We start from the raw sequence: 25,896 nt of genomic DNA on the forward strand, positions 1-25,896 counted from the left end.
CGTTCATGTGAAATGATGATTTCATCATGCCATTAAGTCACGTGCAGCGCCCCCTCTATGAGGTCAAGGCCAATCTGTTCAAAGGGTTGGCCCACCCCTACCGAATCCGTATCCTCGAGCTCCTCGCCGGCGCCGCAGAGGTCAGCGTCACCGACCTGCAGGCCGAGACCGAGCTCGAAGCCTCCCACCTGTCCCAGCACCTTGCCGTTCTCCGTCGGCATCGCCTGGTCGAATCCGAGCGTCGAGCCAGCCACGTCTACTACCGCCTCTCCGACCGGCGCACCGCTGAGCTTCTCTCCGTGGCCCGGTCGCTGCTGCTGTCGATGCTCGAAGACGACGAGGGCCGCCTCGCCGAGGCTCAGACGCTGCCACAGATCCCAGGTGGCCCTGCCACCACGGGCAGAGTTGCGCCCACCGCCAGCCCTGCCACCACCAGTGAGACCGCGCAGTGAGTTCGCCCAGCACCGCCTCGGCGGCTCTGTTCAGCTCCCTCAGACGAGTACGCTCTCTGCTGCCTGGCGTCTCCGACTACAGCGAGACCCGCCGGTCGTGGCCGAGGGACCTCCTCGCCGGTGTCACCGTCGGCATCGTCGCTCTCCCCTTGGCACTCGGCTTCGGCGTCAGCTCGGGGCTCACCGCGGAACAGGGCCTGATCACTGCGATCGTGGCGGGTCTGCTCGCGGCGGTCTTCGGTGGATCGCATGTGCAGATCTCGGGACCGACCGGTGCGATGGCCGTCGTGCTCGTGCCCATCGTCGCCACCCAGGGCGCCGAGGCGGTGGTTGCGGTCACGCTCATCGCCGGGATCATCGTCGTCGCGGCCGGACTGCTGCGTCTGGGACGTGCCGTGTCGTTCATTCCCTGGCCCGTGATCGAGGGGTTCACGCTGGGAATCGCGGCCATCATCTTCTTGCAGCAGGTCCCGTTCGTCACGACGCCGACCGACTCGCAGCCGGGTGAGCACAGCACGAATGCGCTGGTCGCTGCCTCACAGCTCATCTCTGAAGCCGACTGGTCCTATCTGCCCTATTCACTCACGGCAGTCGCGATCGTCGCCGTGTCCATGGTCCTCGCCCCGAAGATCCACTCCTCCATCCCGGGATCACTCGTCGGCATCATCATCGTCACGGCACTTGCCGCGCTGGTGCCCAATCCGCTCGCGACCATCGGCGAGATTCCGCGCTCACTGCCCTTGCCCTCTGTTCCCAGCATCGACCTCGGCGCCATCGGAGGACTGCTGCCGGCTGCCGGGACGATCGCCGCATTGGCGGCCATCGAATCGCTGCTCTCCGCACGAGTGGCCTCGTCCATGTCGGAATCGGGCGCCTACAGTCCCGACCGAGAGCTGGTCGGACAGGGAATCGCGTCCATCGGCTCCTCGCTCTTCGGCGGCATGCCTGCCACCGGCGCCATCGCCCGCACCTCGGTCAATATCCGTGCCGGCGGTCGCACCAGGCTCGCCTCGATCGTCCACGCCCTCGTCCTCCTGGCCATCGTTCTCGCCGCGGCCGCGCCCGTGGGACACATCCCGCTTGCGGCCCTGGGCGGAGTCCTCTTCGTCACCGCGGTGCGCATGGTTCACCTGACCACGGTGCGTGCCATTATGCGATCGACGCGATCCGATGCAGTCGGCTTCGTCATCACCGCACTCATCACGATCTCGTTCGACCTCATCATCGCCGTCGGCATCGGCATGGTCGTGGCCGCCGCGTTCGCCCTGCGCAACCTGTCCCGGGCCACCGGAGTCACGATCGAAGAGGTCGCCGCCGACGACTCTGCCCATCCCGGCGATGATTCGATCTCGATCGTGCGCTTCGATGGACCGCTGTTCTTCGCCTCCTCGGACCGGGTCTTCGACGAAGTCATGGAGCTCGACGGAATCGTCGTGGTGATCCTGCGGATGTCCCAGCTCGAGCTCGTCGATGCGTCCGGGGCGCGCATCCTCGCCGAGGTGGTGCACACCTTCGAACGCCGCGGGATCACGGTCCTCATCAAGGGCGTGAAGGACTCCCACGTCGATCTGTTCCGTCACGTCGGGGTGCTCAGCGCACTCAGACACAAAAAGCACCTGTTCGATGACCTGCCCAGTGCCATCGAGCATGCACGCTCACACGTGAAGCGGGCCTCGACCGGCTCCCGCTGAACCGAGGTGGATGCCGGCGCAGCGACGACGTGCGCGCCGGCCCGGCTTCAGTGATTCAGCTGGTCTTCTTGGCCGGCTGGGCGAAGACCGAGGCGGGGAAGGCCCCGGACTGGGCCAGGACCTTGATCAGGCTGCGGCTCGGAGACACGAGCGCCTCGATCTCCTCGTCGGAAAGGACCGACCAGGCTGCGGCCACGGTGCCGTCGGTGAGCTGCTCGACCTGCTCCTTGAGATCGCGGCCAGCATCCGTGATCGCCGGCAGGTCGAAGCCGCGCTCGTCCTCACCGACAGTGATGAGACCGGCCTCGGCCAGACGCGACTGCGCGGCCTTCCACTCCTCGTCGGTGTACCCGCGGGTCTTCTGCGCCGCACGAGGCTTGAACGAAGCACCCGTGGCGACATCGAGCATGAGAGCGTCGATACCCGGCACGCCTGTTGTCACCAGCGAGGCCACATGGCCGTCACCGCGGAACTCTCGGGCGATGGTCGCCACGCCCCACAGCCGTTCGAACGCCGTGTTCGGCTTGTGTGCCGTCAACGCGTCCGCGGTGGCCTGAGCCAATACTCGGCCCGAGAAGTCCATGTTCGCCAGCACAGGCTCCACGGCCGTGGCCACCTGCGTGGCCGCCTCGGTGAGCAGCGCAATGTCCTCACGGGAGTCGAAGAGCTCGGCCATGAATGCGGCCACTGCGTCGAAGCGCGCCTGCACCATGGTCTCCGGTGACGCTGTGTCCCAGATCTTCGGGAACTGGGTTGAAAGGAAGGCATGTGAGTAGTTGTAGTAGGCGGCGCTGACGACCCCGGCATTCACACGCCCCAGCGGAGCCGATCGTCCGGCCAGGTTCCCCTCGACTCCGGGCTCGAGGCCGTGCTTGGCATACTCCCCGCCCACGGTCTCGGAGAAGTACATGGCCGAGTGGAACGAGTTGAGACGGGAAGAGACGGTCCTGATGTTCTGCGTGCGCTGCGAGTTCATGGTGCCCATCCTATGGTCAGGGCTCCCATGCGTCGATAGCGTTCGCCGGCGCATCTGTGCTGGTGGAGCCGGTGTCGGCTGGCGCAGAGTCACTGCTGCCAGTAGTGGCTCTGATTCCAGTGGTGGCAGCGAACCAGTGGATGTGGTCCGCACATTCTCGACGCGCCTGGTCCGCGTCACCGGCGAGAACGCTCTCGAGCAGACCGGCGTGCTGTGCGGTGAGTTCGGCCTGCACCCACGGCCAATCATCGGTGCCGTCGGCCGCTGCGGAGACATAGTCGAGGATGCTGCTGGACAGTGACGCCAGGATGATGTCGGTGACCGGATTGCCGGCCGCGGCACACAGTTCACGATGGAATCGGGCGTCGAGATCATGGAAGGTCGCCTTGGCGATGTCGGCCTCACGCATCCGAGCCAAAAGCTCACCAGCTCGCCTCAGGTGGACCCTGCCCGACCCGGTGCGGGGGTCGCCCGTCGGTGACTTCCTCGCGACAGATCCAGCTTCGGCAGCAACAGCCTCGGCGGCGGTGGCAACCGCATCTGACTCGAGGACGACTCGAGTGGTGAGGACGTCTGCGGGAGCGATATGCCGAGCCGAGACGTGCAGCTTCAAGGCCCGGGACAGGCCCACCGCCGGCTCGGAGACGATGACCGATCCGGCCTCGGGCCCCGAACCGACACCAGACCGGATGAGGCCGACGGCGTCGAGGATGCGGATGGCCTCGCGCACACTGGATCGGGAGACTGCGAAACGCTGAGCCAGGGCCCGCTCCCCCGGCAGCCGGTCACCGAGGCTGAGGGTGCCGTCGAGGAAAGCACCCTCGATTCCGGCAAGGACTATTTCATAAGCCTTATTCATCGTAATTGCCTTTTCGCCGACCGCGGTACCCGCAAAGAGTCCCCAGTCAGCGGGATTGTCAGGGGCATCTGTGCCGAGGCCTTTGCGGGGACATCCCCTTATGTTAAGGTCTGACCACATTTGTGACAAGAACCACTTCCGTCGCATTCGATCGGTCTCCGCTCAGGAGCCGAGCCCCGGATCCGATTCTTGGCACTGCAGGCACCACGGCTTGGAGGTCAGATGAAGATTGCACTGTTCGCCACGTGCATCGTCGATGCCATGTATCCGGAGGTCGCGCAGGCGACCGTGACGATTCTGCGCAGACTGGGCCATGAGGTGATCTTCCCCGAGGGACAGACCTGCTGCGGGCAGATGCACATCAATTCGGGGAAGTTCGCGCAGGCAGAACCGGTCATCGCAGCCCATGCCCGGGCCTTCTCCAGCACCGAGTGGGATGTCGCTGTCGCCCCCTCGGCGTCCTGTGTCGCCTCGCTCGGACACCAGCAGCCGATGGTCGCCAGACGGATGGGCAACGAGGCCCTGGCCACGGAGGCCGCCGACATCGCCGGACGCACCTATGAACTCTCGCAGTTCCTCACCGACGTCCTCGGCATCACGGACGCGGGGGCTGACCTGGGATCCTACTTCCCTCACCGGGTGACCTACCACCCTTCGTGCCACGGAATGCGCCTGCTGCGCCTCGGCGATCGTCAGAGCAATCTGCTGCGCTCGGTCAAGGAAATCGACTTCGTCGAGCTCCCTCTGGCCGACTCCTGCTGCGGATTCGGAGGCACATTCTCGGTGAAGAACCCCGAGGTCTCCTCCGCGATGCTCGCCGACAAGGTCCGCACCATCCAATCGACCGGCGCCGAGGTGTGCACCGGCGGAGATGCCTCCTGCCTCCTGCACATGGGCGGCGGGATGTCTCGCTTCCAGCGGACCGGGAACTTCGAGGGCACCCCCGACGTCACGGCCGTGCATGTGAAGCAGACGAGCTCGACCGAGGCCGGTGCTGACAATGCCGATCAGCTCACAGCGGTCGTCGGAGCCAGCGACGATGACCACCGAATCCCCGGCGACCAGGGCACACAGCCGCAGGAGCCGAGCCAGGTGCAGTCGGGCCTGAGAGTCGGACAGTCAGCGGTCCACTTGGCGCGGATCCTCGCCTCGACCAAGGAAGACCCGCTGCGTGTCCAAAGTGAAGGAGCAACCGTGAGCGGAGGGAGTCTGCGATGACTTTTCTGGGAATGCCGCTGCTGCGGTCCACACGCCATGACGACCATGAGATTCCAGGCGGGCAGGGCAATATCGTCGAAGACGAGTCCTTCGCCGGGGTCTCACATCAGCATCTGTCGAACCAGCAGCTGCGCAACAACATCGGACATGCGACCGCGACGATTCGCGACAAACGCTCCGAGGTCGTCGCCGAACTCGACGACTGGGAGGCCCTGCGGGAGGCAGGGTCTCAGGCCAAGAATCACGTGATGGAGAACCTGCCGGAGTATCTGGCCGAGTTCGAGAAGAACTTCACGGCAGCCGGCGGCGTCATCCACTGGGCCCGGGATGCCGATGAGGCCAATGCCATCGTCACCGAACTCGTCGAGGCCAACGCCCCGGTGCTGGAGAGCGGGCGCCGTGAGGTGATCAAGGTCAAGTCCATGGCGACCCAGGAGATCGGCCTCAACGAACACCTCGAGACTCAGGACATCGACGCTTTCGAAACCGATCTGGCCGAGCTCATCGTCCAGCTCGGCGATGACAAGCCCAGCCACATTCTTGTCCCGGCCATCCACCGCAACCGCGATGAGATCCGCGACATCTTCATGGACAAGATGCCCGATGCCGGAGACCTGACGAATGAGCCCGCAGTCCTCGCCGAGGCTGCCCGGCGACATCTGCGCCACAAGTTCCTCACCACGAAGGTCGCGATCTCCGGAGCGAACTTCGGCATCGCCGACACCGGGTCACTCGGCGTCGTCGAGTCGGAGGGCAACGGCCGCATGTGCCTGACCCTGCCGGAGACGCTCATCACCGTAATGGGCATCGAGAAGCTGCTGCCGAGCTTCGATGATCTCGAGGTCTTCCTGCAGCTGCTGCCCCGTTCATCGACCGGTGAGCGGATGAACCCGTACACCTCATTCTGGACGGGCACGACTCCCGGCGACGGTCCGCAGAACGTCCACCTCGTCCTCCTCGACAATGGCCGCACCCGGGCCCTGGCCGATGAGCACGGACGCACAGCGCTCAACTGCATCCGCTGTTCGGCGTGCATGAACGTCTGCCCCGTCTACGAACGCACCGGCGGGCACGCCTACGGGTCGACCTACCCGGGACCGATCGGCGCGATCCTCTCACCGCTGATGACCGGCATAGAAGTCGAAGAGAACGGCTCCCTGCCCTACGCTTCGAGCCTGTGCGGAGCCTGCTACGACGTGTGCCCGGTCAAGATCAACATTCCCGAGATCCTCGTCCACCTGCGCGGCGAGGACGTCGAAGCCAACCACTCCCCCGTCTCCTCACAGCTCGACGCCGCACTCACCGGCGCCTCGTGGATGATGAGCGACGGCAAGCGGATGGCCGCAGCCGAATCCGGTCTGCCCATCGCCCACACGGTCACCGGCGGCGAGCAGATCAATTCGCTGCCAGGCATCGCAGGAGCATGGACCTCGAGCCGTGACATCCCCGCGCTGCCGGAGAAGAGCTTCAGACAGCTGTGGGCCGAGGATCAGGCCCGCGCAGAGGAAGAGGACGACGAGACATGACGGACACCGCACGTGAAGAGATCCTCGGCCGCATCAATCAGGCCCTCGGTCGCCGAGGTGGGGGCGAGTACGTCTCGTCCGCCTCCGGGACCGTGCCCACCGGTTCACCCCCAAGTGCCACCGGCTCCGAGCAGTCGCACGGCACGAGCGGCGAGGCCGAAGCTGCTGGTGCCGACATTCCCGCGGCCGGCGGCGGAATGGTCAATCAGAGCGCGGACTATCTTCGCACCGGCACGCATGAGGGTGAGGACCTCATCGAGCTGCTCATCGATCGTCTTGTCGACTATAAGGCCAACGTCCACCGCGTCAGCGGCGACCCAGCGGCCACCATTGCGGGGCTCCTCGACTCCGGGTCGAAGGTCGTCGTGCCTCGCGGGCTCGATGACTCATGGATGAACTCGTTCTCCGGTGAGGTCTCGGTCGATGCTCCGGGTCAGGAGCTGAGCATTCCCGAACTCGACGCACAGGCTGCGGTGGTGACCGCCTCGGCGGTGGCGATCGCGCAGACGGGAACCATCGTCCTCGACGGATCACCCGAGTGCGGCAGGCGGGCGATCACGCTCGTGCCGGACCATCATGTCTGCGTTGTGCGCGTGGCCGACATCGTCGACATCGTGCCCGAGGGGATCGCCCGCCTGACTCCGACGGCGGCGCTGACATTCATCTCCGGGCCCTCGGCGACGAGCGACATCGAGCTCAAACGTGTCGAAGGCGTCCACGGTCCGCGCACCCTCGACGTGGTCATCGTCGATACGTGAGTCGGACCCACGACGCCTGGGCCATCAGCGATGCGGAACAATGGTGGCTATGACGATGGCCCGCACTGCAGAGTACCCACGCGAACCACCTCGGCGGAGGTCTCGCCGGTCCAAGCTCATCGTCACCGCGGTCATCGTCGTGCTCACCCTCATCCTCGGCGTCATCGCCGCCGACCGGGTGGTCGACTTCACCACTGAGCAGAAGATCGCCTCGAGCCTCGAACCCTACGGCGAGGCTGATGTCAACGTTGAGGGCTTCCCCGTGCTCACTCAGATGGCCGGAGGAACGCTTGACACCGTTCGTGTCACAGCGGATCAGGCGCAGTATGAGAATGTCGACTTCACCGACGTCGATGCCGAACTCTTCGACGTCCCGGTCGACACCTCACGCCCCATCGGCACGGTCGAGGCGAGCGCAGTGATTCCGCTGTCGACGATCGACTCGCTGGCCACTGAACACGCCTCGCTGCCCGAGGGAATGTCGTTCACCACGATCGACGGCGGACTCTTCCTCAAAGGCTCGCTGCTCGGTCAGGAGCTGCTCATCGGAATAGACCCGCAGGCGCAGTCGCGGCAGGTCGTGGTCAATGCCACGACCATCAAGCTCGGATCTGCCGAGGTCGACATCGACTCGCTTCCGTCATTTCTGACCTCGTCGATCTCCGACATCGTCATCGACCTCGACTTCCTGCCCGCAGGCCTGGAACTCACCGACATCAAGGCCACTGACACCGGTCTGGAGATCAGCCTCCATGGCACCGGAGTCTCCTTGAATTGAGGTTGGGGCGACTCGAGGCGGGGCGTGAACCTGCGAGAGCATTCTGATTTCGCGTAGACTGACTGCGATGACTCCCACGATGCCCGACACCGTTTTCACACCAAAGGTGTGGGTTCTGGGACATCCGGGCACCAATGGCTACATCACCTCCTGGGGCATGATGCTCTCGGGAACAGCCCCACTTCTGGCCGGCGAACGACTCCGGCCCACCCTCTGAGCAGACGATCATGAGCACGAGCCTCTCGGCGCTCGATCACTGATCGTTCTGGCAGAGCACCCACACATTTCGGGTCGGAAAAGCACACCGTCCGACCACGAAATGGGATCTCCGTGTCTTCACCTTCTCCAACGACCACCGGCGACAATCGCCTGCTCACCTCTCTGCGCAAGGACACCGTCGGCGGCGGACTCCTCGTCATCGCCGCACTCACCGCCCTTATCTGGGCGAACTCTCCACTCGCGGACTCGTACTTCGCTCTCAGAGACGTCGAGATCGGCTTCGCGCCGTGGCACCTGCAGCTGAGCCTGGGCACCTGGGCCGCCGACGGGCTGCTCGCGATCTTCTTCTTCCTCGTCGGGGTGGAGCTGAAGACCGAATTCACCCATGGGGACCTGCGCAGCTTCCGCACGGCCATCGTCCCGATCACTGCCGCCGCCGGCGGTGTCATCGTCCCGGCCCTCATCTACACGGTGCTCATGACCTCGAACCCTCAGCTGCTGCGCGGCTGGGCGATTCCCACCGCGACGGACATCGCGTTCGCCGTCGCGATCCTCGCGATCATCGGCTCCCACCTGCCCAAGGCGCTGCGCATCTTCCTCCTCACCCTCGCCGCTGTCGATGACCTGCTCGCCATCGGCATCATCGCCGTCTTCTACACCGAGACCATCAACCCCATCCCCCTGCTGGCAGCCGTCGGAGTCATCATCGTCTACGGACTCATCGCCTCCCGGTGGCGAACATTCTTCGTCGACCGCGCGTGGGCAGCGTGGGTGATTCTGCTGCCGCTGGGACTCATCGCCTGGGGCCTCATGCATGCCTCCGGAATCCACGCCACGATCGCCGGTGTCGCACTCGGGTTCACCATCCCGGCCCTGGCTCGGCGCCGGGACACAGGTCAGGATCGCAGGCCAGTCCAAGACGAAACCCCGAATCTCGCCGAGGTGCTCGAACACCGCCTGCGCCCCCTGTCCGCAGGATTCGCCGTCCCCGTGTTCGCCTTCTTCGCCGCGGGTGTGGCCGTGGGCGGATTCGAGGGGCTGGCCACGGCATTCTCCCAGCCGCTGACCTTCGCGATCATCGCGGCACTGGTGCTCGGCAAACCATTGGGCATCCTCGCCTCGACGTGGCTGGTCTCCCGATTCACCTCCGCCGGATTGGATCCGAGCCTGAAATGGCTGGATCTGGCCGGCGTCGGTCTGCTCGCCGGCATCGGCTTCACGGTCTCCCTCCTCGTGGCCGAACTCAGCTTCATTCCCGGCTCCCCCGCACACGATTACGCGAAGGTCGCCATCCTCAGCGCCTCCGTGATCGCGGCCCTGCTGGCAACGCTCATCTTGGGCAGCAGAAACCGTCGGTACCGGAAGGCAGAGGGCGCTACCCTAGATGTGCATCAGCCCTGACGAGGGCACACCTCTTCACGCACACTGGCACCGCCTCACCACCGCACCATCAGAAAGGCTCAACGATGAGCACGATCACCCCGGTAGGCCAACGATTCTCATCCGAGCTGACGACGCTGGCCACCCTCGTCGACTCGGAGCGGCCCGGATGGACGAGGCGAGCGCTGAGCGAATTCGACATCGCCGGCCGCGACTACGCCCGCACCCTGATGAAGCAGGCAGGGCTGCAGACCCGAGTCGACGGGGCCGGAAACGTCATCGGAGTCTTGCCCGGTCGCCTCGGCGGGCGTGAGATCATGCTCGGGTCCCACACGGACACCGTCGACGGCGGTGGCCGATTCGACGGAATCACCGGTGTCCTCGGTGCCATCGAGGTCGTGCGGCTGCTGCGGGAGAACGACATCCGACTCGACCATGACCTCGTCATCGTGGTCTTCTTCAACGAAGAGCCCAATGACTTCGGCTTCTTCTGCGTCGGCTCCCGGGCGATGACAGGACTCGTCGACCGCACCACCCTGGCCGCCACCGACACCAGCGGCCGCAGCCTCGCCGAGGCTCTGCCTGATTCCGGCATCGATCCCGAGGCTTTCCTCGACGCACGCTACGACTTCTCGAAGGTCACTGCCTTCCTCGAACTCCACATCGAGCAGGGGCCCGAACTGGAGCGGATGGGCAGACAGATCGGCGTCGTTGAGACCATCACCGGCATCAACCACTTCAAGGCGCTCTTCACCGGACGCCAGGACCACGCAGGCACGACCCCGATGGATGTCCGCGCCGACGCGGGGTGTGCCGCTGCCGGCACGGTGCTCGCCGTCGAGTCGATCGCCGAGTCCGGGACGAACACGCGGGGTACGAGCGGTCAGATCCAGTTCACTCCCGAGGCCGTCAACGTCGTCTCGGCCAATGCCAGCGTCGAAGGCGAGTTCCGCGGCCCCGAGGGGTCCTGGCTGAATGAGGCTCAGCGGCGGCTCACCGATGCTGCCAACCAGAACGCCGACAAGCGCGGTGTCCACGTGGAGATGGAGTGGACGACCGACGATGCGCCCGTGCCGCTGCACGAGCCGATCACCTCGACCATCGCCGAGGTGGCCGATGAGCTTGGTCATTCCAGGGCCACGATGTTCTCCGGTGCCGGTCACGACGCGGGCATCATCGCCGCCAAGACGCAGGTGGGCATGATCTTCGTGCCCTCACATGATGGCCGCAGCCACTGTCCCGAGGAATTCACGGAACTCGATGACATCGTCCCTGGAATCGAGGTTTTGCTGCAGACGGTGCTCCGCCTCGACGGTGCTACAGGTTCAGGTGCGACTGCACGGTCAGGTGGAGCACAGTCGCGGTGACTACAGTCAGTGCTGACACGACCGTCTGCTGAGAAGGACCGCATCATGCCATTCGACAAGTTCATCAACAAGGCAAAGAACCTGGCCAACGATCCGAAGGTCCGCGAGAAGCTCAACTCCGACAAGGGAGAGAAGGCTACCGATTCGATTCTCGACAAGGCGGCAGGGGTCGCGGAGTCTCTGACCAATGGCAAGCACACCGATAAGATCCAGAAGGCCCGAGACGCCGCCGACCGTGCCGTCGGCACCGATGGGAAGTCGGAGAACAACCAGGCCGATGGCCAGCGCCCGGCCGGTGAGCAGAACCCCGGTGACAATCAGCGTCCCACTGACGAGCAGCGACCGACCGGCGAGCAGCGCCCCGATGTGAATCCTCGCACCGACGAGGGCGAAACTCGCCCCTGAGGATTCTCACTTCGTCGAATCGATCCTCGGCTCGCTGAGGCCTGCCTCATCGGTGTCGAGAATGATCCGTACTGCGTCGGTCTCTGCCAGCTCGTCAGGCCCGATCAACCAGTCATCACCGGACTTCCGGCCGCAGGGTTCACCCTCCGGAGGCCAGTCCTCACACTCGACTGCGACGATCGATTCAGCTGATTTCACGACCACGTCCCCGGGCACCAACGATCGGAAGTAGACGGCGACTCCTCCAGTCTTCGCCTGCACGGAGCCGACTGCGGCACCGGTGACCCTGTAGTCGACGGTGCCCTCGTGCTCTCCTTTGGTGAATGTGTCCTCGGCGGAGATGTCGACGGCGTGGACCTCGTGCTCAACATCCACCTCGGCGGCTTGACCATCCATGGTGATCGTCGGATCTGAGTACTGTGCCCGCAGGTAAGGCGGCAGCACAGACTCCGTGTCAGGCAAGCGGAAGCCGTCGTGAACCATGCCGCCGAAGGTGAACTTGTAGTTCCTGGCCAGCTCCATGGTCTGGTCGATGTGCACCTGATAGCTGCCGTCGGAGTCGATGGTGATGGTGTGAGTGGCGTCCTCTCCCATGTACGGGTTGGGTGCGGCAGAGACATCATCGACGGGAACCGTGCCAGCGACGATGGTTGCGGCCACGACCACCAGTACACCGAGGCCGGCACCGGCGGCTTTCCGGTTACCTGAACTGGTCCAGTGCTTTCGGGAGTTCATGATCAGCTCCTCTCGCGTTCGGGTGCGTCAATGGGTTCGGCCTGCATGTTCTCCGGGGCTGCGAATCCGATGGCCTCGATGCTGGGTGAGGTCTCTTCTGACCAGGTGAGTCTGGTCCCGTCGTCGGTGAAGCGATGTTTGTCCAATCCCGTGCATTCGGCGTCAGGGTCGAACTCCGTATGGTCTGGCAGGCACTGGATCGGGCCTCCCGCTTCCAGTGACACGGTGCGCATGCTCGGCGCTTCGTTCGATCCAGAGGGAAATCGCAGGGGCAGAACGAAGAGCTCATGCCCATCGACGTTGAGGTAGACGTCGTCAAGAACATAGGTGATGTCGACGACGTGCCTGCCCGGGGTCCACTGCGAATCCTCGCCAGCCTGCTTCTCACGCGTGAAGTCGTAGACGGCCGAGTCGGAGAATGGATCGTCGATCGACCGATTCTCGCGTGTCACGGTGAGATCGCCCACCTCGGCGGGATTCTCCTTCGTTGAGTCCTCCGCGGTGCTCAGCTCCTGCGCTGAGACCTCCCCAACTTGTGGGAGCACGTAATACCTCGGACCGTCACCGACGCCGGTGTTCCAGCCGATCTGCTCTCCACCGATATACCAGGACAGCGGCTCCTTCATCTCATCTGTGACATCGAAGATCAGGCGCTGGCTCACCTGCAGCGACCCATCGCTACGCGGTGTCACGTTCACCGTGATCTCTTCAGGTGTCAGCGCCTGTTCGGGATACCTCGACCGATCCGGTGGCATATCGGGGATGCGGGCGGACCCCTGGAACACGATCACGAGGATGATGACTATCGCGGCGAACCCGATGGCACCGGCGACGATGATGCTGATTGGCTTCGACATATTCACACACTATGGTTGGCCGCTGCGGCATCTGTGCCAGCCCAGTTCCGGTTCTGCCACATGCTCTGCCCATGTTGAGTTCGCTGCCCCGCGGTGGACTCCCCACCAGCAGAGGTGTGTGTGAGAATAGCAGTCGGGCATCAGCTGCCCCGACTCATTCAACCGAATCACATCCCACGAACTTCATCACACTGCAGGAGGTGCAATGCGATCCCCTATCCCTGATTTTCTGGACGAGACGCTTGATCGTCACAGGTCAGACCGGTCCGGTGTGAACGCGGACTATATCCCCGATCTGGCGGCAGCCGATCCGGAGAAGCTGGGTATCTGCATCTCCACCCTCGACGGGGTCGAATACTCCTCCGGTGACTCGGAGTTCGAGTTCTCCATCCAATCGATGTCGAAGCCCTTCATCTACGGCATGGCGATCGAGCAGGAGGGACTGGCCGCGGTCCTCGACATGGTCGGTGTCGAACCCAGTGGTGAGGCCTTCAACGAGCTCTCGCTGGACAAGATGTCGGGCAAACCACTCAACCCGATGATCAACGCCGGAGCCATGGTCATCCATTCGCTCCTGGGTGAGCCGGGAGCCTCGCTGGCCGAGCGGATCGAGATCGTGCGTGCCGGCTTGTCCGAGTTCGCCGGGCGGCAGCTGCGCGTCGACGATTCGGTGGCCGAAGGCGAATGGGGTGAGGCCTACCGCAATGTCGCGATCGCCAATATGCTGCGCTCCCACGGTGTCTACACCGACCAGCCCGACGAGGTGGTCCAGGGCTATATCGCCCAGTGCTCGATCCTCATCACCACCAAGGATCTGGGCATCATGGCCGCTACCCTGGCCGCCGGTGGAATCAATCCGATCACCGGCAAACAGGTGCTCTCACCTCGCGTGAACCGTCAGGTCCTCGGCGTCATGATGACGTGCGGCATGTACGACGCGGCCGGTGACTGGATGACAGAGGTCGGCGTGCCCGCCAAGTCAGGCGTCTCGGGCGGAGTCTTCGGGGTCCTGCCCGGACAGGTCGGCATCGCCACCTTCTCTCCGCGCCTGGACAAGCACGGGACGAGTGTTCGTGGAGCCAACATCTTCCGGACTCTCTCACGGGAGCTGAGTCTGCACATCATGGATGCTCCCGAACCTGCCCGCTCCATCATTCGCCGTGACCGACGCTTCGTGGACTCCCAGGGCGTCATGGTCCGCATCTGCAGCCTCCAGGGCTTGATTCAGTGGAGCGGTGCCGAGAACGTCATCCGGACCATGGACGCCCCCGAATCCAATGTCGAGGTCTTCGTTCTCGACCTGCGTCGGGTCAACGAGATCAACGGGGTGGCCAGGCGCATGCTCACCGAGGCGATGAGTCGTCTCGAGGACGACGGCAAGCGCATCGCGCTCATGGACCCCGAAGACATGCTCCTGTGCAAGAGCCCGAGCTCGTCCCTGCCTGAGGTCGAATACGTCGACTCCCCCAAGGCGCTCAAGGGTCTGCGACGGCTGCGTGAGGACTGGTCACAGAGAGCCGTGTGATTTTGCTGCGTGATTTCGCAGCGGCTCCTGGTGGCCCGGCTGAGGCAGCCCACACCGTCACTTGATAAGGTAAGGCTAACTAACCTGATCATGCAGGCGCAGTTTGGGGCCCTCGCCGAGGCGGCCCATCCGAACGGCCCGGCCCTGTCGCATCCCAGCGCATCCCAGGAAGGCTCTCTATGTCGACGACGCACACAACGCAGAACAGCTCAGCCCGTCCACCCCGGCCGCAGGCCATCCTCACCGTCCACGAGGTCACCGCCATCTCCCCGAACCTGATTCGCATCAGGGCCGGCGGTGAGGGCTTCGATGCCCTCAACAGCAACGAGGCGACCGACAAATACGTCAAGCTCATGTTCGCCGACCCCGCACACGGTCTCACTCCGCCCTATGATCTGGCAGAGCTGCGGGAGAACTCCCCCGAGAAGCTGCCCCGCAACCGCACCTATACCGTGCGGGAGATCAACGAAGACGAGAAATGGCTGTCACTGGACTTCGTCATCCACGGTGACGAGGGCGTTGCAGGCCCCTGGGCCAAGACCGCGCAGCCAGGTGACACCATCGTCATGGTCGGTGCCGGAGGCAAGTACCGGCCGAACCCCGATGCCGCATGGCATCTGCTCATTGCCGACCACACCGCAATACCTGCTGTCAGCACCGCGCTTGAAGCCATGGACACCGAGGCGAAGGGCACCGTCATCGCCGCCGTCGCAGACGAAGCAGACCGGCTGCTGCCGGCCACACCTGCTGGCGTCACCGTGGTCTGGGTCGACAATGACGATGAGCTCATCTCCGCTGTTCGCGAGCTCGACTGGTCCGAAGGAACACCGCAGGTCTTCGCCCACGGTGAGCGCGGGACCATCAAAACGATCCGGACGGTCCTCAAGGAACACGAGGTGCCCCGTGAGTCGCTGTCGATCTCAGCCTATTGGGCTCGCGGTCGCGCCGAGGACCAGTTCCAGGCCGAGAAACGCGAACCCATCGGCAAGATCGACTGACACCATCGCAGGCTTCAGTCCCACCCAGCCGAGCAGAGAATCTTCGCGCTCAATCCCACCCGATTGAGCCGAGGACGTCGTTGCTCGACTGTGCCCCGCTGCGGCGACCGTCTCCGCGACGACCGTTCCGACGGCGACGTGCCAGGTAGATGGCAAGGACACCGAAGCCGATGAGACCCAGCGCGATGCCGGCCATGATGAGGTACTGGCCCATGTCCGCACCGGTGCGCGGCAGCGAGCCTGCATTGTCGCCGTCTGCGTCTGTCCCGTCGGAGGACGCGCCGGCGTCGCTGTTCGCCTCGGACTCTGACCCTTCGGAGTCTGCGGCAGAGTCTTCGCCTGCACCCGTGGAGTCGGCAGCTCCGTCGGTGTCCTTGGAGCTGTCGGAAGTGGTCGAGTCGTTGGAGTCCGTGGAGTTGCCTGAGTCGTTGGAATCGGCCGAAGCACCGGAGTCGGAGGAAGCCTCTGAGGTACCTGAGCTGTCGGCATCCGTAGAGTCATCGGATGCAGCCGAGCTGTCGGATTCGGCTGAGTCGTTGGAATCAGTCGAGTCGTCCGAGTCAGCTGAGTCGTCAGTTTCGGCCCCTGGGTCCGAACCGCCGTCGTCGTTGAGATCGGCGACGGAGTACAGGCTGGTGGTGCCTGAGACCTCGTTGCCGACGACGAGGGCGGCCTCTTCGGTCGGAGACTCGTCGGCACCGAGGAAGGTGATGCCTTCCGGTCCGAGGTCGCCTGCGCTGGAGAGCAGAGCGTCTGGGTCGGCGGCGTCCTCGATCTCATCTTCGACGGAGACCGAGAAGTCACGGTTGTTGAAATAGGTGGCGAACGTGGGGTTCGTTGGGTCGCTGAGGTCGAAGGCGGCGATTCCGCCCACCCGTTCGAACCCGACGAAGGCATAGGTGGTCTCACCCACCTGACCAACAGTCAGCGCCTCGGGTTCTGGCCCCTTGTCATCGCTGCGACCTTCGAGGTTGGACTCGGAATGGTTGGAGTTGAAGAAATCGGGAATCGCCTCGGCGGTCATCTGTTCGAAGCTGTCGCCGGAGTCGGCGACGAGCGTACCGTCGGTCGTCCACACGGAGAAGGATCGGGCACCGAAGGAGTAGAGCTCTTCATAGCAGTCTCCGCTTTCGCTCAGCCCCAGGTCGGTGATGATGTTGAGCCTGCCCAGGTCCTCGTCACCGAGTTTGTCGGCCAGCGGGGAGGTCTCACAGACCGGTGCCAATTCGTCCTCGCCGAGGTCTTTGACCCTGGCTGCGTCGACGAAGTCGCCCCATTCTCTGGAGTCTCCTTCGTTGGCGGTGACCAGGTAGTCGGTGCCGCCGGAGGTGAATGTTGAGATCGTGTCGGGCATGTAGGCGCCCTTGAGTCCCGGGTATTCAGCGATGTTCTTCTCCGGAGCATCCTCTGGGTCTCGGTCGGAGGCGTCGAGTCCATTGCCGACCTGACCATGATCCTTGAAGCCCAGCGGCAGAACCTCGGTGACTTCGGCTGTCGCGATATCGAGAACGGCGATCGCATTCGCCTCCTGCAACGTGGCGTATGCCTTGTCACCTGCGACGGTGATGTATTCGGGTTCGAGGTTGCGAGACACCGGCAGATCGTCGTGCGGTTCGGGTCCGAAGACGCGAACGTCGTCGGGCAGCGTCTTCGAACCGCTTTCCTCGAAGTCGTGGAAGTCGGCGGTGTGCACATCCGATTCCTCGGGTGCGGCCACCTCGGCGGGCAGGTCGACCACGGATACGGACCCTTCAGGGTCGGTGGCGAAATCCTCGTCCGGTTCGCCCTCGTTAGCCACCAGCGCATGCGCGCCGTCCGGGGTCAGCGCCACCATGTCCGGCAGCGATCCCACCGAAACAGTGCCCAGCACCGTCGCCGAGGTGTCGGTGGCGTCGAAGAACATCAACGATCCCGGTGCGGTCTTGTCCTCGTTCTCCAGCGCGATGACGCCGAGTCCGTCGTCACGGACGGCGATGGAGTTCGCGATTCCGGAACCGGTGATTTCACCGGACTTCTCGGGCTTGTGCGGATCGGAGATGTCGATGATGTCGACGGTTGCCGCCTGCGCATTGACGGTGAAGGCCGTGTCGCCGTGGACGGCGGTGATCTCTGCGGCGGACTCGTCGAACTGGCCGGTCTCGTGCGAGCCGAGGAATCCGAGGTCCACGCCTGCCTCCGGCGCGGAGTAGCTGATGGGCTCACTCACCTCGGCCGCGGCTGCTGCTCCAGTGCCGATCATCGTCCCTGTAGCGCTCAGGCCTGCGGTCAGCAGCAGGACGGTCAGGGCGGCCGTGGTTGAGCGCGAGGTGGACTGATGCGTCATCGGTTCTCCGGAGTCGAGGTGATCGAGGGGGCGAAACTGCCCGCAACCACTTATATATAGGCAGGCGGTCTGTCTCTGCCTCGAACTCCGGGTGGATTCCGAGTGAACACACGTGCCCTGCTCCGGGCGAAACCTCGAGCGCGGTCGCTCAGTCGAGGTGGAGGGTATCGGCCACCTCGGCGGCTTTCCTCTTCTGGTCATCGGTGAGGCCGAGGATCGGAAGGGGCAGGGAATGCGGGGCAACCAGTCCCAGATGTTCGGCGATCGCGGCGGTGACTCGAAGGCTGCCGCCGAGTTCGGCGAAGAGATCCCACAGAGGCTGGAGTTCGGCGGAGAGTTCCAACGCCCGGTCCGCTTCGCCGTTCTGGGCGGCGCGGGTGATCGCGAGCATCGGGGCCGGCAGGGTTCCGCCGACGGCCGTGTACCAGGCATCGCAGCCGGCATTGAGGCCGGAAGCTCCGAACGCGTCACCGGAGATCCCGATGCTCACGCGGTTGCCGGTGGCGGCCCGAATCCGTTCGACATGGGCGGTGAAGTCCGGAGGCGACATCGCCTGCCCGGGAATCTTGATCGAGGCCACGCCGTCGAGATCGGCCAGTCGGGCGTAGAGATCAAGGGTGAACGTGAAGTGCGTGGTGCCCGGATTGTCGTAGACGACGACGGGAAGATCGGTCGCCGAGGTGACCGTGCGGAAGAGTTCGAACACGTCGTCCTCGGTCAGCGGCTGATAGCTGACGGGAGCGAGCAGGAGTCCCTGGGCGCCAGCGGCTTCAGCCGCGGCCACATTTGCCAGAACGTCGCGCGTGCGCAGTGCTCCAATCCCGACGAACACGGGGATCCCGGCAGCATGCTCGACGGTCAGCTGCGCGACTCGGGCGCGTTCGTCGGTGCTGAGATAGACATACGATCCGGTCGATCCCAGGGCAGTGATCGAATCGACGCCGGCGGCGACAAGACGCTGGAGCAGCCCCGCGTAGGCAGCCTCGTCGATCTCCTCGTCGCTGATCGGGGTGAGGGGGAAGGCGCTCAGGCCCGTGAACAGGTCAGGCGATGGAGCGTTCGGGTCCGTCATGTCGTGGTCTCCGTCGTAGTCGTCGATTGCAGGTAGTGCTCGAGTCGGTGGAATTCGGGTTGGGCATTCGGGTCCATCACGGCCTCGGCACCGACGGCATTGGCCACCGCCAGTGACCGTTGCCGCGAGTATCCGGCGGCCAGGGCGATGGTGAGGGCCGCGCAGAATGCGTCTCCGGCACCGACGGTGCTGACCGGTCGACGCGGCAATGCCTCTGCGAAGGCCACCTCTCGACCGTATTCGTATAACCCCGAACCCCGCGAACCATAGGTGATCGCCACCAGTTTCGCGTCTCGCAGCTGCGGGAGCAGATCGTATTCGCTCTCGTTGACAATGATGAGATCGGCTCGCTCGACCACCTCGGCGGGCAGAGGGAGAGCGGGGGCGGCGTTGATGACGAATCGTCCCGGCACGGTATGTGACAGTTCTGTGATCAGGTCCATGGATACTTCGAGCTGGGTGAGCACGGTCTCCTGGGCACCGAATTCGCATTCGGCAATGCTCACGTGGGCATTCGCGCCCTCGCACACGGCGATCTGATTCTCGCCAGCTGCATCGACCATGATGAGGGCGGTCCCGGTCCCCGAGTCGACGACTCCGATGCCATCGGTCCCGACACCGGCGCTCTGCAGTGCCTGTGTCATCGCCGCGCCTGCGGCATCCGAGCCCACGGCCCCGATCATCCTGGTCCTCGCGCCCAGTCGCGCCGCGGCACTGGCCTGGTTGGCACCCTTGCCGCCGGGACTATGGACGAGCCGACCCCCGCCCACGGTCTCACCGGCTGCGGGCAGTCGGTGGGTGATGGCGGTGATATCGGCGTTGATGCTGCCGACGACAGTGAGGTCGAGGTCAACGGTCATGGGTTCCTCCCCTCAGACCGATGTCGGCACCCGAGATGCCTCTCGGGTGCCGACATATCGTCGTGTTCAGTTGGGTGTGCGGTGGGTCGGTCAGGCGCCGTGGACGACGAGTTCGACCGGGATGTTGCCGCGAGTGGCCTTCGAGTAGGGGCAGAGTTCGTGGGTGCGGTCGACGACCTTCTGCGCGGTGTCCTGGTCGACGCCGGGAATGGTCACGGTGAGCTTGACGCTGATGCCGAAGCTCTCCCCTTCTTTGCCGATTCCGACTTCGGCATTGACGACTGACTTCGAGGTGTCGACCTTCAGCTCCTTGCCTGCCAGGCCCATGGCGCCCTGGAAGCAGGCTCCGTAGCCGACGGCGAAGAGCTGCTCGGGGTTGGTTCCGCCACCGGGCCCGCCCATTTCCTTGGGGCTGCGCAGATCGACGTCGAGTGCCTTGTCATCGGTAGCGCCATGACCGTCACGGCCTCCGGTGATCTCGGCCTTTGCGGTGTAGGCAATGCTCTCTGGGGTGTTCATAACACGTCTCCTGTTCGTCGAATCGTGATGTCACAGATCGTGGTCCTTCACGAAGAAGGCACCTGCGACCCAGTATTGTCACTTCACCGACGGAAGTCCAGGGGTGACCCTGCGATCAGCTGAAAGAGGAACAGGGATGAGAAAAGCCCCGGAATCCTTGATTTCTCTCGGACTCCGGGGCTTGTCTGCTCGGGGTGAGTAACGGGACTTGAACCCGCGACATCCGCGACCACAACGCGGCGCTCTACCAGCTGAGCTATACCCACCACATGTGCTGCACCTTGGCGCAGACAGCAAGATATATCCTAACCTCACTCCGGCACCCGGGCAAACTCACAGCCCATATGGTGCACAATGAGACACAGATCTCCTGACGTGCAACGATTCAGTAGAGATGTATAACGGTTTCGGAAAAACGGTAGGAGCACCCGATCGTATTCAATAGTATTGTCACGGTCCCACCCTCAATTTTATTCAAGGAACCCTGTACATGGCTCGTGCGCTGATCTCCGTCTCTCAGGACGGGTTCACCTATCTCACCCTCAATGGGGCGACGAGTCGCTACTCCGACACCGGACAGGCCATGACCTACCTTGGCGACTATGCCAGGGAGACAGCGACCCAAGTGCCTGTGACCATCGACGATGGCAAGCAGGAAGTCGACGTCCTCCTCGACGAGACCGGCAAGATCGCCCCCGCCGCTTCAGCATCCCCGGCGCCTCCTCCCGTGCCACCTCAGGATTCTTCTTCCTCGGCGGCACCTGTTGCGTCGAACGGGGACACCTCGGCAGATGAGGCCGCAACCACCTCGGCGATGGACATCACCTCTGCTGAGGAGCAGGCAGCGCATCCGCAGCAGCCGAAGGCCGACGCCGAGGCGGGCAGCGGGGACGACTACCCCCTGGGCACCCCTTTCTCGGGACCGGCTGCCCCCAGCGCTCCGACGGTCAAGCGCACTCGGGTGCGCAAGCATGCACCACAGCACAGGAACTCCCCGCAGAGCCGGCCCCAGCGCCTGAAGAAGATCACCGTGCCCGGCCTCGTGCTCATCGGCATCGTGATCCTGATGATCGGGGCTTTCGTCATTCCGAACATCGTCCCGGCCGGTTCCCAGGACTCGCCGCAGACGATCGAATCCGAAAAGCAGATCAATCCCGCTTCCGAACTCTCGGTCAACAAGACCGAAGACGTCGTCCCCGGGTTCGACAACTCGCCGAAGTGGGAGACGAAGATCCCTAAGGACGCCTCAGTGACAGCCTCGGATCGTGGTGTGCTCGTCGTCGACGAGGGCAAGCTCGAGGTGCTCGACTCCAGCACAGGAAAGACCCGTTACTCGGGAAAGACCAGCGAAGCCCCGACGTTCGCCGTCGACACGATGATCGACGGCAAGCCCGCACTGCTGTGGCAGGCCGGTAATACTGCTGAGGCGCTCATCGACGGTGCGGACAAGCCCAAGTCCTACCAGCTGCCGGAGAATGCTCGCATCACATCGGCCGGCAAAAGCATCCTCATCAAGTCGGGCAACCGACTGTCGACGTTCGGCGCAGATGGACTCGAGAACGTCCCGACTCCCGAATCAGGGTCGACGCCGATGGCGATCGAGAACGACGAGCTCTTCAGCTCCGACTGGAACGGTCCCGTCAAGGCGAAGGACATCAAGTCCGGTGACGAACGTTCCATCAAGCTCGAGGCACCCGCCGATGAGCTCCAGATCATCAAATGGGTCTCTGCGGGCCACGGCAAAGCGATCACCCTGTGGGGTGAGCAGGGGGCCTCGACGAACTCCGGCCACCGCATCCAACTCGTCGTCCACTCCTTGGAGGACGGGTCCATCCTGTCGACTGTGACCACCACAACAGACATCGTCGGGGAGATGTCATGGGTGCGCGGGCAGGGCGGAAAGCGGGCGTACATCGGCCCGTACCTCTTCAATCTGGAATCCGGGCTGCTGCTCATGGACACCTCCAGCAAGGACATCCACTTGTCTGAACCGCGGGGCACGATCGTCCCCTGCACCGTCGACAACGACGACTCCTGCCTGCTGGCGGGCAAGCACGCCTACCGCACAGACACCAACCTGCTGGCGCTGACCAACGACGGCGGAACTGCCATCGTCGACGGCGCCGATTCGACGATTCGCGCTTACGATAAGACGTCCGAAACGAGCGAGAAATAGACTCTGACTTTCTCACCCTGGGCGTAGCCATTAGGATGGACAGCGACGTGCCTGTCTGTCATGTCCCCTTGTATGTTTGATGCCGGAGCCCCCACTGCGAAGGAACACAGTGCCAGTTACACACGAGCTCAGCCGCACGGCGGCCGCCCTCGGCACTGCTCTTGCCCTGATGCTCCTGCCGATCACAGGCACAATCGCTCCTGCGAATGCGAGTGTCACGGACTCCGACCAGACCAGCTCATCAAGCTCGGGGACCACCACTTCCGATCCTGACGGATCTCCCGAAGGTGCTAGAGCTTTGGATCCAGGCGACGCGACAAGCTCCGTCACGGCTGATTCCGGTTCCGAGAACTCCAATGCCGACAACGCCGCTGGAGACGAAGGGGCGACCCCCGAGGCCAATGCGGACGACGACGGCGGGACAGATGATCCCAAGTGCGACACTCCCAGTGATGGTGGTGACACCAGCGCACCGTGTGTGGTCGAAAAGCCGATTGACTCGACATGGAACCAGACCGCGAAGACTATGCAGGTCTCCGACATGCCCAGGAGCTGGGAGGGCAAGGAATTCGCCGGCCCGGAGGAAAAGGACGAAGCCAAACGCTGGCCAACCCAGAACTCTTCGACTTCTGCCAATGACTCCGACTCTGCTGCAGATGGGAGCGAACCAGACAGCGCCACCGACGACAGTGGAAACTCCGTACCCGAAGCAACGGACGACGCACCTGGCAAGTATTCGTTCGATGAGGACGGTTACGTTCTCAATGCCGAAACAGGCGAACAGATGGTCTTCACGGAGTTCGATGATGAGCCGAGCCCCAAATGGACATTCGCTTCAGACGGAACAGACATCACCGTCGAAGAGGGCGAGCCATACCCACCGCCAAGCGACGAGGCTGAAAGCGAAGCGAGTTCAGATAACTCCAACGATGCTGAGGGCACCGATGACGGTGCCGACAGTGGTGCGAAGGACTCATCCAATGACGCAGATCTGAGCGCCTCCACCGATTCGGAGTCGGGCACCGACGGCACCGACGTCGACACCTCTGCCGGCGACAACTCGGATTCCAACACCGCATCGGATTCGGAGAGCAAGTCCTCGTCCGACACTTCCTCCGACTCCGAATCCTCAGACTCTGCGAAAGCTGATTCCAAGGAATCCGACACCTCGTCATCGTCAGACGCCGATTCGTCCAAGCAGAATTCTGATTCGAACTCCTCATCAATATCCGACGGCTCCGATTCCGGCAGCTCCGATGACAAAGGCAGCTCGGACAAGGACGGCGGCAAGGACAGCAAGGACGACAAAGGCTCCGCGGACAAAGACGGCTCCGGAACAACCTCCAGCGATAGCGATGGCGGGCCAGTCGGCGATGACTCCACCCCAGACCCTGCGACCGGCAACGGTTCCTCGGACACACGCGATGAGATTCCTGGAGATGTCGGCGACGATTGGCTGCCCGGAAACGGCGACTCCCCACCTCCGGACTACTCGGATCCCGTCCCGCAGAACCCTGACACTCCAGTGCCGGATGATGACAAGGACCTCATCACCGGAGGCGAAACTCCCAAGCCTCGCAGCGACAAACCACCATCGACCTCGTTCGGTGAGTCGATTGTGTCAACTATTGCGAGTTCGTGGCCGATCTTCATCCTCGCAGCCTCAGGTATGGCCGCCGTCGGCTTCATCATCTGGATCGTCAGCCGACGCAATAAGCAGAACTGACCCGCCTCAGAACTGAGCCCACCTCACAGGTCCATGCTGTTCTAAGATCACAGCATGGACCTCTACGACTCAGAACTCGAGGTGATCGACGTCGCCGAATCTCTGGCAGCCACACTCGGAGCCGATGAGAATCACACGGTGGCAGCCGCCGTCATGGACACCTATGGTCGCATCCACACCGGCGTCAACGTCCACCACTTCACCGGCGGGCCCTGCGCTGAGCTCGTCGCCATCGGCAATGCGGCAGCCGCCGGAGCAGGTCCGCTGGTCACGATCGCAGCGGCCGGAGATGGCGGTCGGGGTCTCCTATCCCCCTGCGGACGCTGCCGTCAGGTAATCCTCGACCTGCACCCCGACGCACTCGTCGCAGTCCCCAGATCGGGCGCTGCTGGGCCTGCCAGCTCACCCTCGCTATTACGAGGCGACCACCTCGGGGAGGAAGAACCTGACCGTGCGGTGGCAGGAATCCCACTCGCCAGGCCCTGCTTTGGCCTATTTCGAACATACCGAGCACGGGCCGCTGCCCGTTGACATCACCTCGGTGAACACCCATCGCCTCAGCGAGCTGACACCGCAGATTCTGCAGTTGCAGGCTGGGTCGAGCATCGAGGGATATGTGACCAATCTGCGCGACCACTATCCGACCATGCCTGAAGACGCGGACGTCGATGTCGTGACTTTTCGGCTCTCCGCACCCAATATCTGACACTGAGAGAATCAAGCGGTTAAGCTTGACACGAAGCACCGTGGCACCCCGTCACGTGCATGAACGTATTCTCGACCCGGAGGACCTGCCCCGATGACTGACAATGTCTACACCTCAGATGTGACCGTCGACTCAGCGTCACCCAGCCAGCTGGCGGAATCGATTCGCCTGCGCGAAGAGCGCATCGCGGACAACATCGATGAACTTGTGGGCCGTGTCCACCCGAAGGTCCTCGCGACTCGCGCCGCTAACAAGGCGAAGTACTCCGTCGTTGAAGAGGAGAGCGGCTCGGTCAAGCCCGAGGCGGTTGCACTCGGCGTCGGAGTCGTCCTCGGCGTGGCCGCACTGATCGTGGGTGTCTCCGGCCGCAGCAAGCGTGGCTGAGTCCGCTCTGCCCATCCGCATGCTGCACGACCGGATCCTGGTGGATCCGGGCGAGGAGGCCGGGGAGCGCAAATCCTCGGCCGGGATCGTGATCCCGGCAACCGCAAGCATGGGGAAACGTCTCGTGTGGGGCAAGGTCGTCGCGGCCGGCCCACACGTGAGGCAGGCCAACCTTGGCGATACAGTCCTCTATGACCCTGAGGAACTCGCCGAGGTGGAGCTCGAGGGGAGCGCGTATGTGCTCCTGCGTGAGCGCGACGTCCACGCGATCTCGGAACCACCGGAACAATCGAGATCCGGGATGTACCTCTGACGTGCAGGGATGCGAGCTACCTCACAAAACCTCAAATGAGCGGTTCTCAGTTTGCAAGAACCCTGGCAACCTG

At 63.8% G+C, this 25,896-nt stretch carries 25 protein-coding genes, 1 tRNA gene and 1 pseudogene; 18 read left to right on the plus strand and 9 right to left on the minus strand.

Translation table 11 applies throughout. The features are described from left to right. The first annotated feature begins 26 nt into the window (after positions 1 to 26). Both CXR25_RS13125 and CXR25_RS13130 read left to right on the plus strand, forming a co-directional pair. Positions 27 to 452, plus strand: coding sequence for an ArsR/SmtB family transcription factor (locus CXR25_RS13125; protein ID WP_125240625.1), 426 nt, complete (start codon positions 27 to 29; stop codon positions 450 to 452). Further along, the gene (locus CXR25_RS13130) at positions 449 to 2,143 is read left to right on the plus strand and encodes a SulP family inorganic anion transporter (RefSeq protein ID WP_125240626.1); all 1,695 of its coding nucleotides are present in this window, start codon (positions 449 to 451) and stop codon (positions 2,141 to 2,143) included. The genes CXR25_RS13125 and CXR25_RS13130 overlap by 4 nt, the downstream gene beginning before the upstream one ends. Positions 2,144 to 2,198: 55 nt before the next feature. Here the strand turns inward: CXR25_RS13130 and CXR25_RS13135 are convergent, their stop codons facing one another. Together CXR25_RS13135 and CXR25_RS13140 are read right to left on the minus strand one after the other, a co-directional pair. Next, complete coding sequence (locus tag CXR25_RS13135; protein ID WP_125240627.1) at positions 2,199 to 3,119, minus strand: SCO6745 family protein; 921 nt, start codon at positions 3,117 to 3,119, stop codon at positions 2,199 to 2,201. A 16-nt stretch (positions 3,120 to 3,135) separates the two neighbouring features. After that, entirely contained in the window at positions 3,136 to 3,978 is an 843-nt protein-coding gene (locus CXR25_RS13140; protein WP_164513971.1) for a FadR/GntR family transcriptional regulator, read from the minus strand. A gap of 222 nt (positions 3,979 to 4,200) precedes the next feature. On the opposite strand from CXR25_RS13140, the pseudogene CXR25_RS13145 reads away from it, so the two are divergent. The 8 genes and pseudogenes from CXR25_RS13145 to CXR25_RS13175 form a co-directional block, all read left to right on the plus strand. After that, positions 4,201 to 4,941, plus strand: a pseudogene (locus CXR25_RS13145) ((Fe-S)-binding protein); the annotation flags it as partial. A 251-nt stretch (positions 4,942 to 5,192) separates the two neighbouring features. Further along, entirely contained in the window at positions 5,193 to 6,722 is a 1,530-nt protein-coding gene (locus tag CXR25_RS13150; RefSeq protein WP_404801854.1) for a lactate utilization protein B, read from the plus strand. Next, the gene (locus tag CXR25_RS13155; protein ID WP_009882690.1) at positions 6,719 to 7,480 is read left to right on the plus strand and encodes a LutC/YkgG family protein; all 762 of its coding nucleotides are present in this window, start codon (positions 6,719 to 6,721) and stop codon (positions 7,478 to 7,480) included. The genes CXR25_RS13150 and CXR25_RS13155 overlap by 4 nt, the downstream gene beginning before the upstream one ends. Before the next feature lie 49 nt (positions 7,481 to 7,529). Further along, the gene (locus CXR25_RS13160) at positions 7,530 to 8,258 is read left to right on the plus strand and encodes an LmeA family phospholipid-binding protein (protein ID WP_009882691.1); all 729 of its coding nucleotides are present in this window, start codon (positions 7,530 to 7,532) and stop codon (positions 8,256 to 8,258) included. A gap of 67 nt (positions 8,259 to 8,325) precedes the next feature. After that, positions 8,326 to 8,475 (plus strand): hypothetical protein, encoded by a 150-nt coding sequence (locus CXR25_RS18665; protein ID WP_162619340.1) that lies wholly within the window; start codon positions 8,326 to 8,328, stop codon positions 8,473 to 8,475. 113 nt (positions 8,476 to 8,588) lie between these two features. Continuing rightward, on the plus strand, positions 8,589 to 9,878 hold the full coding sequence (nhaA, locus tag CXR25_RS13165) for a Na+/H+ antiporter NhaA (RefSeq protein ID WP_009882693.1): 1,290 nt from the start codon (positions 8,589 to 8,591) through the stop codon (positions 9,876 to 9,878). A gap of 65 nt (positions 9,879 to 9,943) precedes the next feature. Continuing rightward, a complete protein-coding gene (locus CXR25_RS13170) occupies positions 9,944 to 11,224 on the plus strand; it encodes a Zn-dependent hydrolase (protein WP_009882694.1) in 1,281 nt (426 codons plus the stop codon). A 45-nt stretch (positions 11,225 to 11,269) separates the two neighbouring features. Beyond that, positions 11,270 to 11,629 carry an antitoxin gene (locus tag CXR25_RS13175; RefSeq protein WP_009882695.1) on the plus strand — a complete coding sequence of 120 codons (360 nt, stop codon included), beginning with the start codon at positions 11,270 to 11,272 and terminating at the stop codon, positions 11,627 to 11,629. A 6-nt stretch (positions 11,630 to 11,635) separates the two neighbouring features. Here the strand turns inward: CXR25_RS13175 and CXR25_RS13180 are convergent, their stop codons facing one another. Then, a complete protein-coding gene (locus CXR25_RS13180) occupies positions 11,636 to 12,364 on the minus strand; it encodes a hypothetical protein (RefSeq protein WP_009882696.1) in 729 nt (242 codons plus the stop codon). A gap of 2 nt (positions 12,365 to 12,366) precedes the next feature. Continuing rightward, entirely contained in the window at positions 12,367 to 13,221 is an 855-nt protein-coding gene (locus tag CXR25_RS13185) for a hypothetical protein (protein WP_069600516.1), read from the minus strand. Between the two features lie 205 nt (positions 13,222 to 13,426). Here CXR25_RS13185 and CXR25_RS13190 point away from each other — a divergent pair, with 205 nt between their 5' ends. Both CXR25_RS13190 and CXR25_RS13195 read left to right on the plus strand, forming a co-directional pair. Next, positions 13,427 to 14,746, plus strand: a complete 1,320-nt coding sequence (locus CXR25_RS13190; RefSeq protein ID WP_009882698.1) for a glutaminase — start codon at positions 13,427 to 13,429, stop codon at positions 14,744 to 14,746. A 179-nt stretch (positions 14,747 to 14,925) separates the two neighbouring features. Continuing rightward, positions 14,926 to 15,744 (plus strand): siderophore-interacting protein, encoded by an 819-nt coding sequence (locus CXR25_RS13195; protein ID WP_009882699.1) that lies wholly within the window; start codon positions 14,926 to 14,928, stop codon positions 15,742 to 15,744. A gap of 49 nt (positions 15,745 to 15,793) precedes the next feature. On the opposite strand, the gene CXR25_RS13200 is transcribed toward CXR25_RS13195, so the two are convergent. The 5 genes from CXR25_RS13200 to CXR25_RS13220 form a co-directional block, all read right to left on the minus strand. After that, entirely contained in the window at positions 15,794 to 18,067 is a 2,274-nt protein-coding gene (locus CXR25_RS13200) for a choice-of-anchor I family protein (RefSeq protein WP_096157319.1), read from the minus strand. A gap of 148 nt (positions 18,068 to 18,215) precedes the next feature. Beyond that, positions 18,216 to 19,139 carry a dihydrodipicolinate synthase family protein gene (locus tag CXR25_RS13205; RefSeq protein WP_009882701.1) on the minus strand — a complete coding sequence of 308 codons (924 nt, stop codon included), beginning with the start codon at positions 19,137 to 19,139 and terminating at the stop codon, positions 18,216 to 18,218. Next, on the minus strand, positions 19,136 to 19,999 hold the full coding sequence (locus CXR25_RS13210) for a ribokinase (protein WP_096161695.1): 864 nt from the start codon (positions 19,997 to 19,999) through the stop codon (positions 19,136 to 19,138). The genes CXR25_RS13205 and CXR25_RS13210 overlap by 4 nt, the downstream gene beginning before the upstream one ends. 90 nt (positions 20,000 to 20,089) lie before the next feature. Further along, on the minus strand, positions 20,090 to 20,518 hold the full coding sequence (locus CXR25_RS13215) for an organic hydroperoxide resistance protein (protein ID WP_009882705.1): 429 nt from the start codon (positions 20,516 to 20,518) through the stop codon (positions 20,090 to 20,092). A gap of 193 nt (positions 20,519 to 20,711) precedes the next feature. Beyond that, positions 20,712 to 20,784 (minus strand) — tRNA-His (locus tag CXR25_RS13220). Between the two features lie 224 nt (positions 20,785 to 21,008). Between CXR25_RS13220 and CXR25_RS13225 the strand changes: the two genes are divergently transcribed. From CXR25_RS13225 to CXR25_RS13245, 6 genes are all read left to right on the plus strand, one after another. Next, positions 21,009 to 22,694 carry a hypothetical protein gene (locus CXR25_RS13225; protein WP_096157320.1) on the plus strand — a complete coding sequence of 562 codons (1,686 nt, stop codon included), beginning with the start codon at positions 21,009 to 21,011 and terminating at the stop codon, positions 22,692 to 22,694. Positions 22,695 to 22,803: 109 nt separating this feature from the next. Continuing rightward, complete coding sequence (locus CXR25_RS13230; protein ID WP_096161693.1) at positions 22,804 to 24,420, plus strand: hypothetical protein; 1,617 nt, start codon at positions 22,804 to 22,806, stop codon at positions 24,418 to 24,420. A gap of 54 nt (positions 24,421 to 24,474) precedes the next feature. After that, positions 24,475 to 24,951: a cytidine deaminase gene (locus CXR25_RS13235; RefSeq protein WP_096157322.1), complete on the plus strand. Its 477-nt coding sequence runs from the start codon at positions 24,475 to 24,477 to the stop codon at positions 24,949 to 24,951. Beyond that, a complete protein-coding gene (locus CXR25_RS19225) occupies positions 24,872 to 25,126 on the plus strand; it encodes a hypothetical protein (RefSeq protein WP_338027579.1) in 255 nt (84 codons plus the stop codon). The genes CXR25_RS13235 and CXR25_RS19225 overlap by 80 nt, the downstream gene beginning before the upstream one ends. 93 nt (positions 25,127 to 25,219) lie before the next feature. Beyond that, entirely contained in the window at positions 25,220 to 25,510 is a 291-nt protein-coding gene (locus tag CXR25_RS13240) for a DUF3618 domain-containing protein (protein ID WP_009882709.1), read from the plus strand. Beyond that, positions 25,503 to 25,823, plus strand: a complete 321-nt coding sequence (locus tag CXR25_RS13245; protein ID WP_009882710.1) for a GroES family chaperonin — start codon at positions 25,503 to 25,505, stop codon at positions 25,821 to 25,823. The genes CXR25_RS13240 and CXR25_RS13245 overlap by 8 nt, the downstream gene beginning before the upstream one ends. Positions 25,824 to 25,896: the final 73 nt, after the last annotated feature.

Source organism: Brevibacterium aurantiacum, from assembly GCF_003932995.1.
Lineage (GTDB): Bacteria > Actinomycetota > Actinomycetes > Actinomycetales > Brevibacteriaceae > Brevibacterium > Brevibacterium aurantiacum.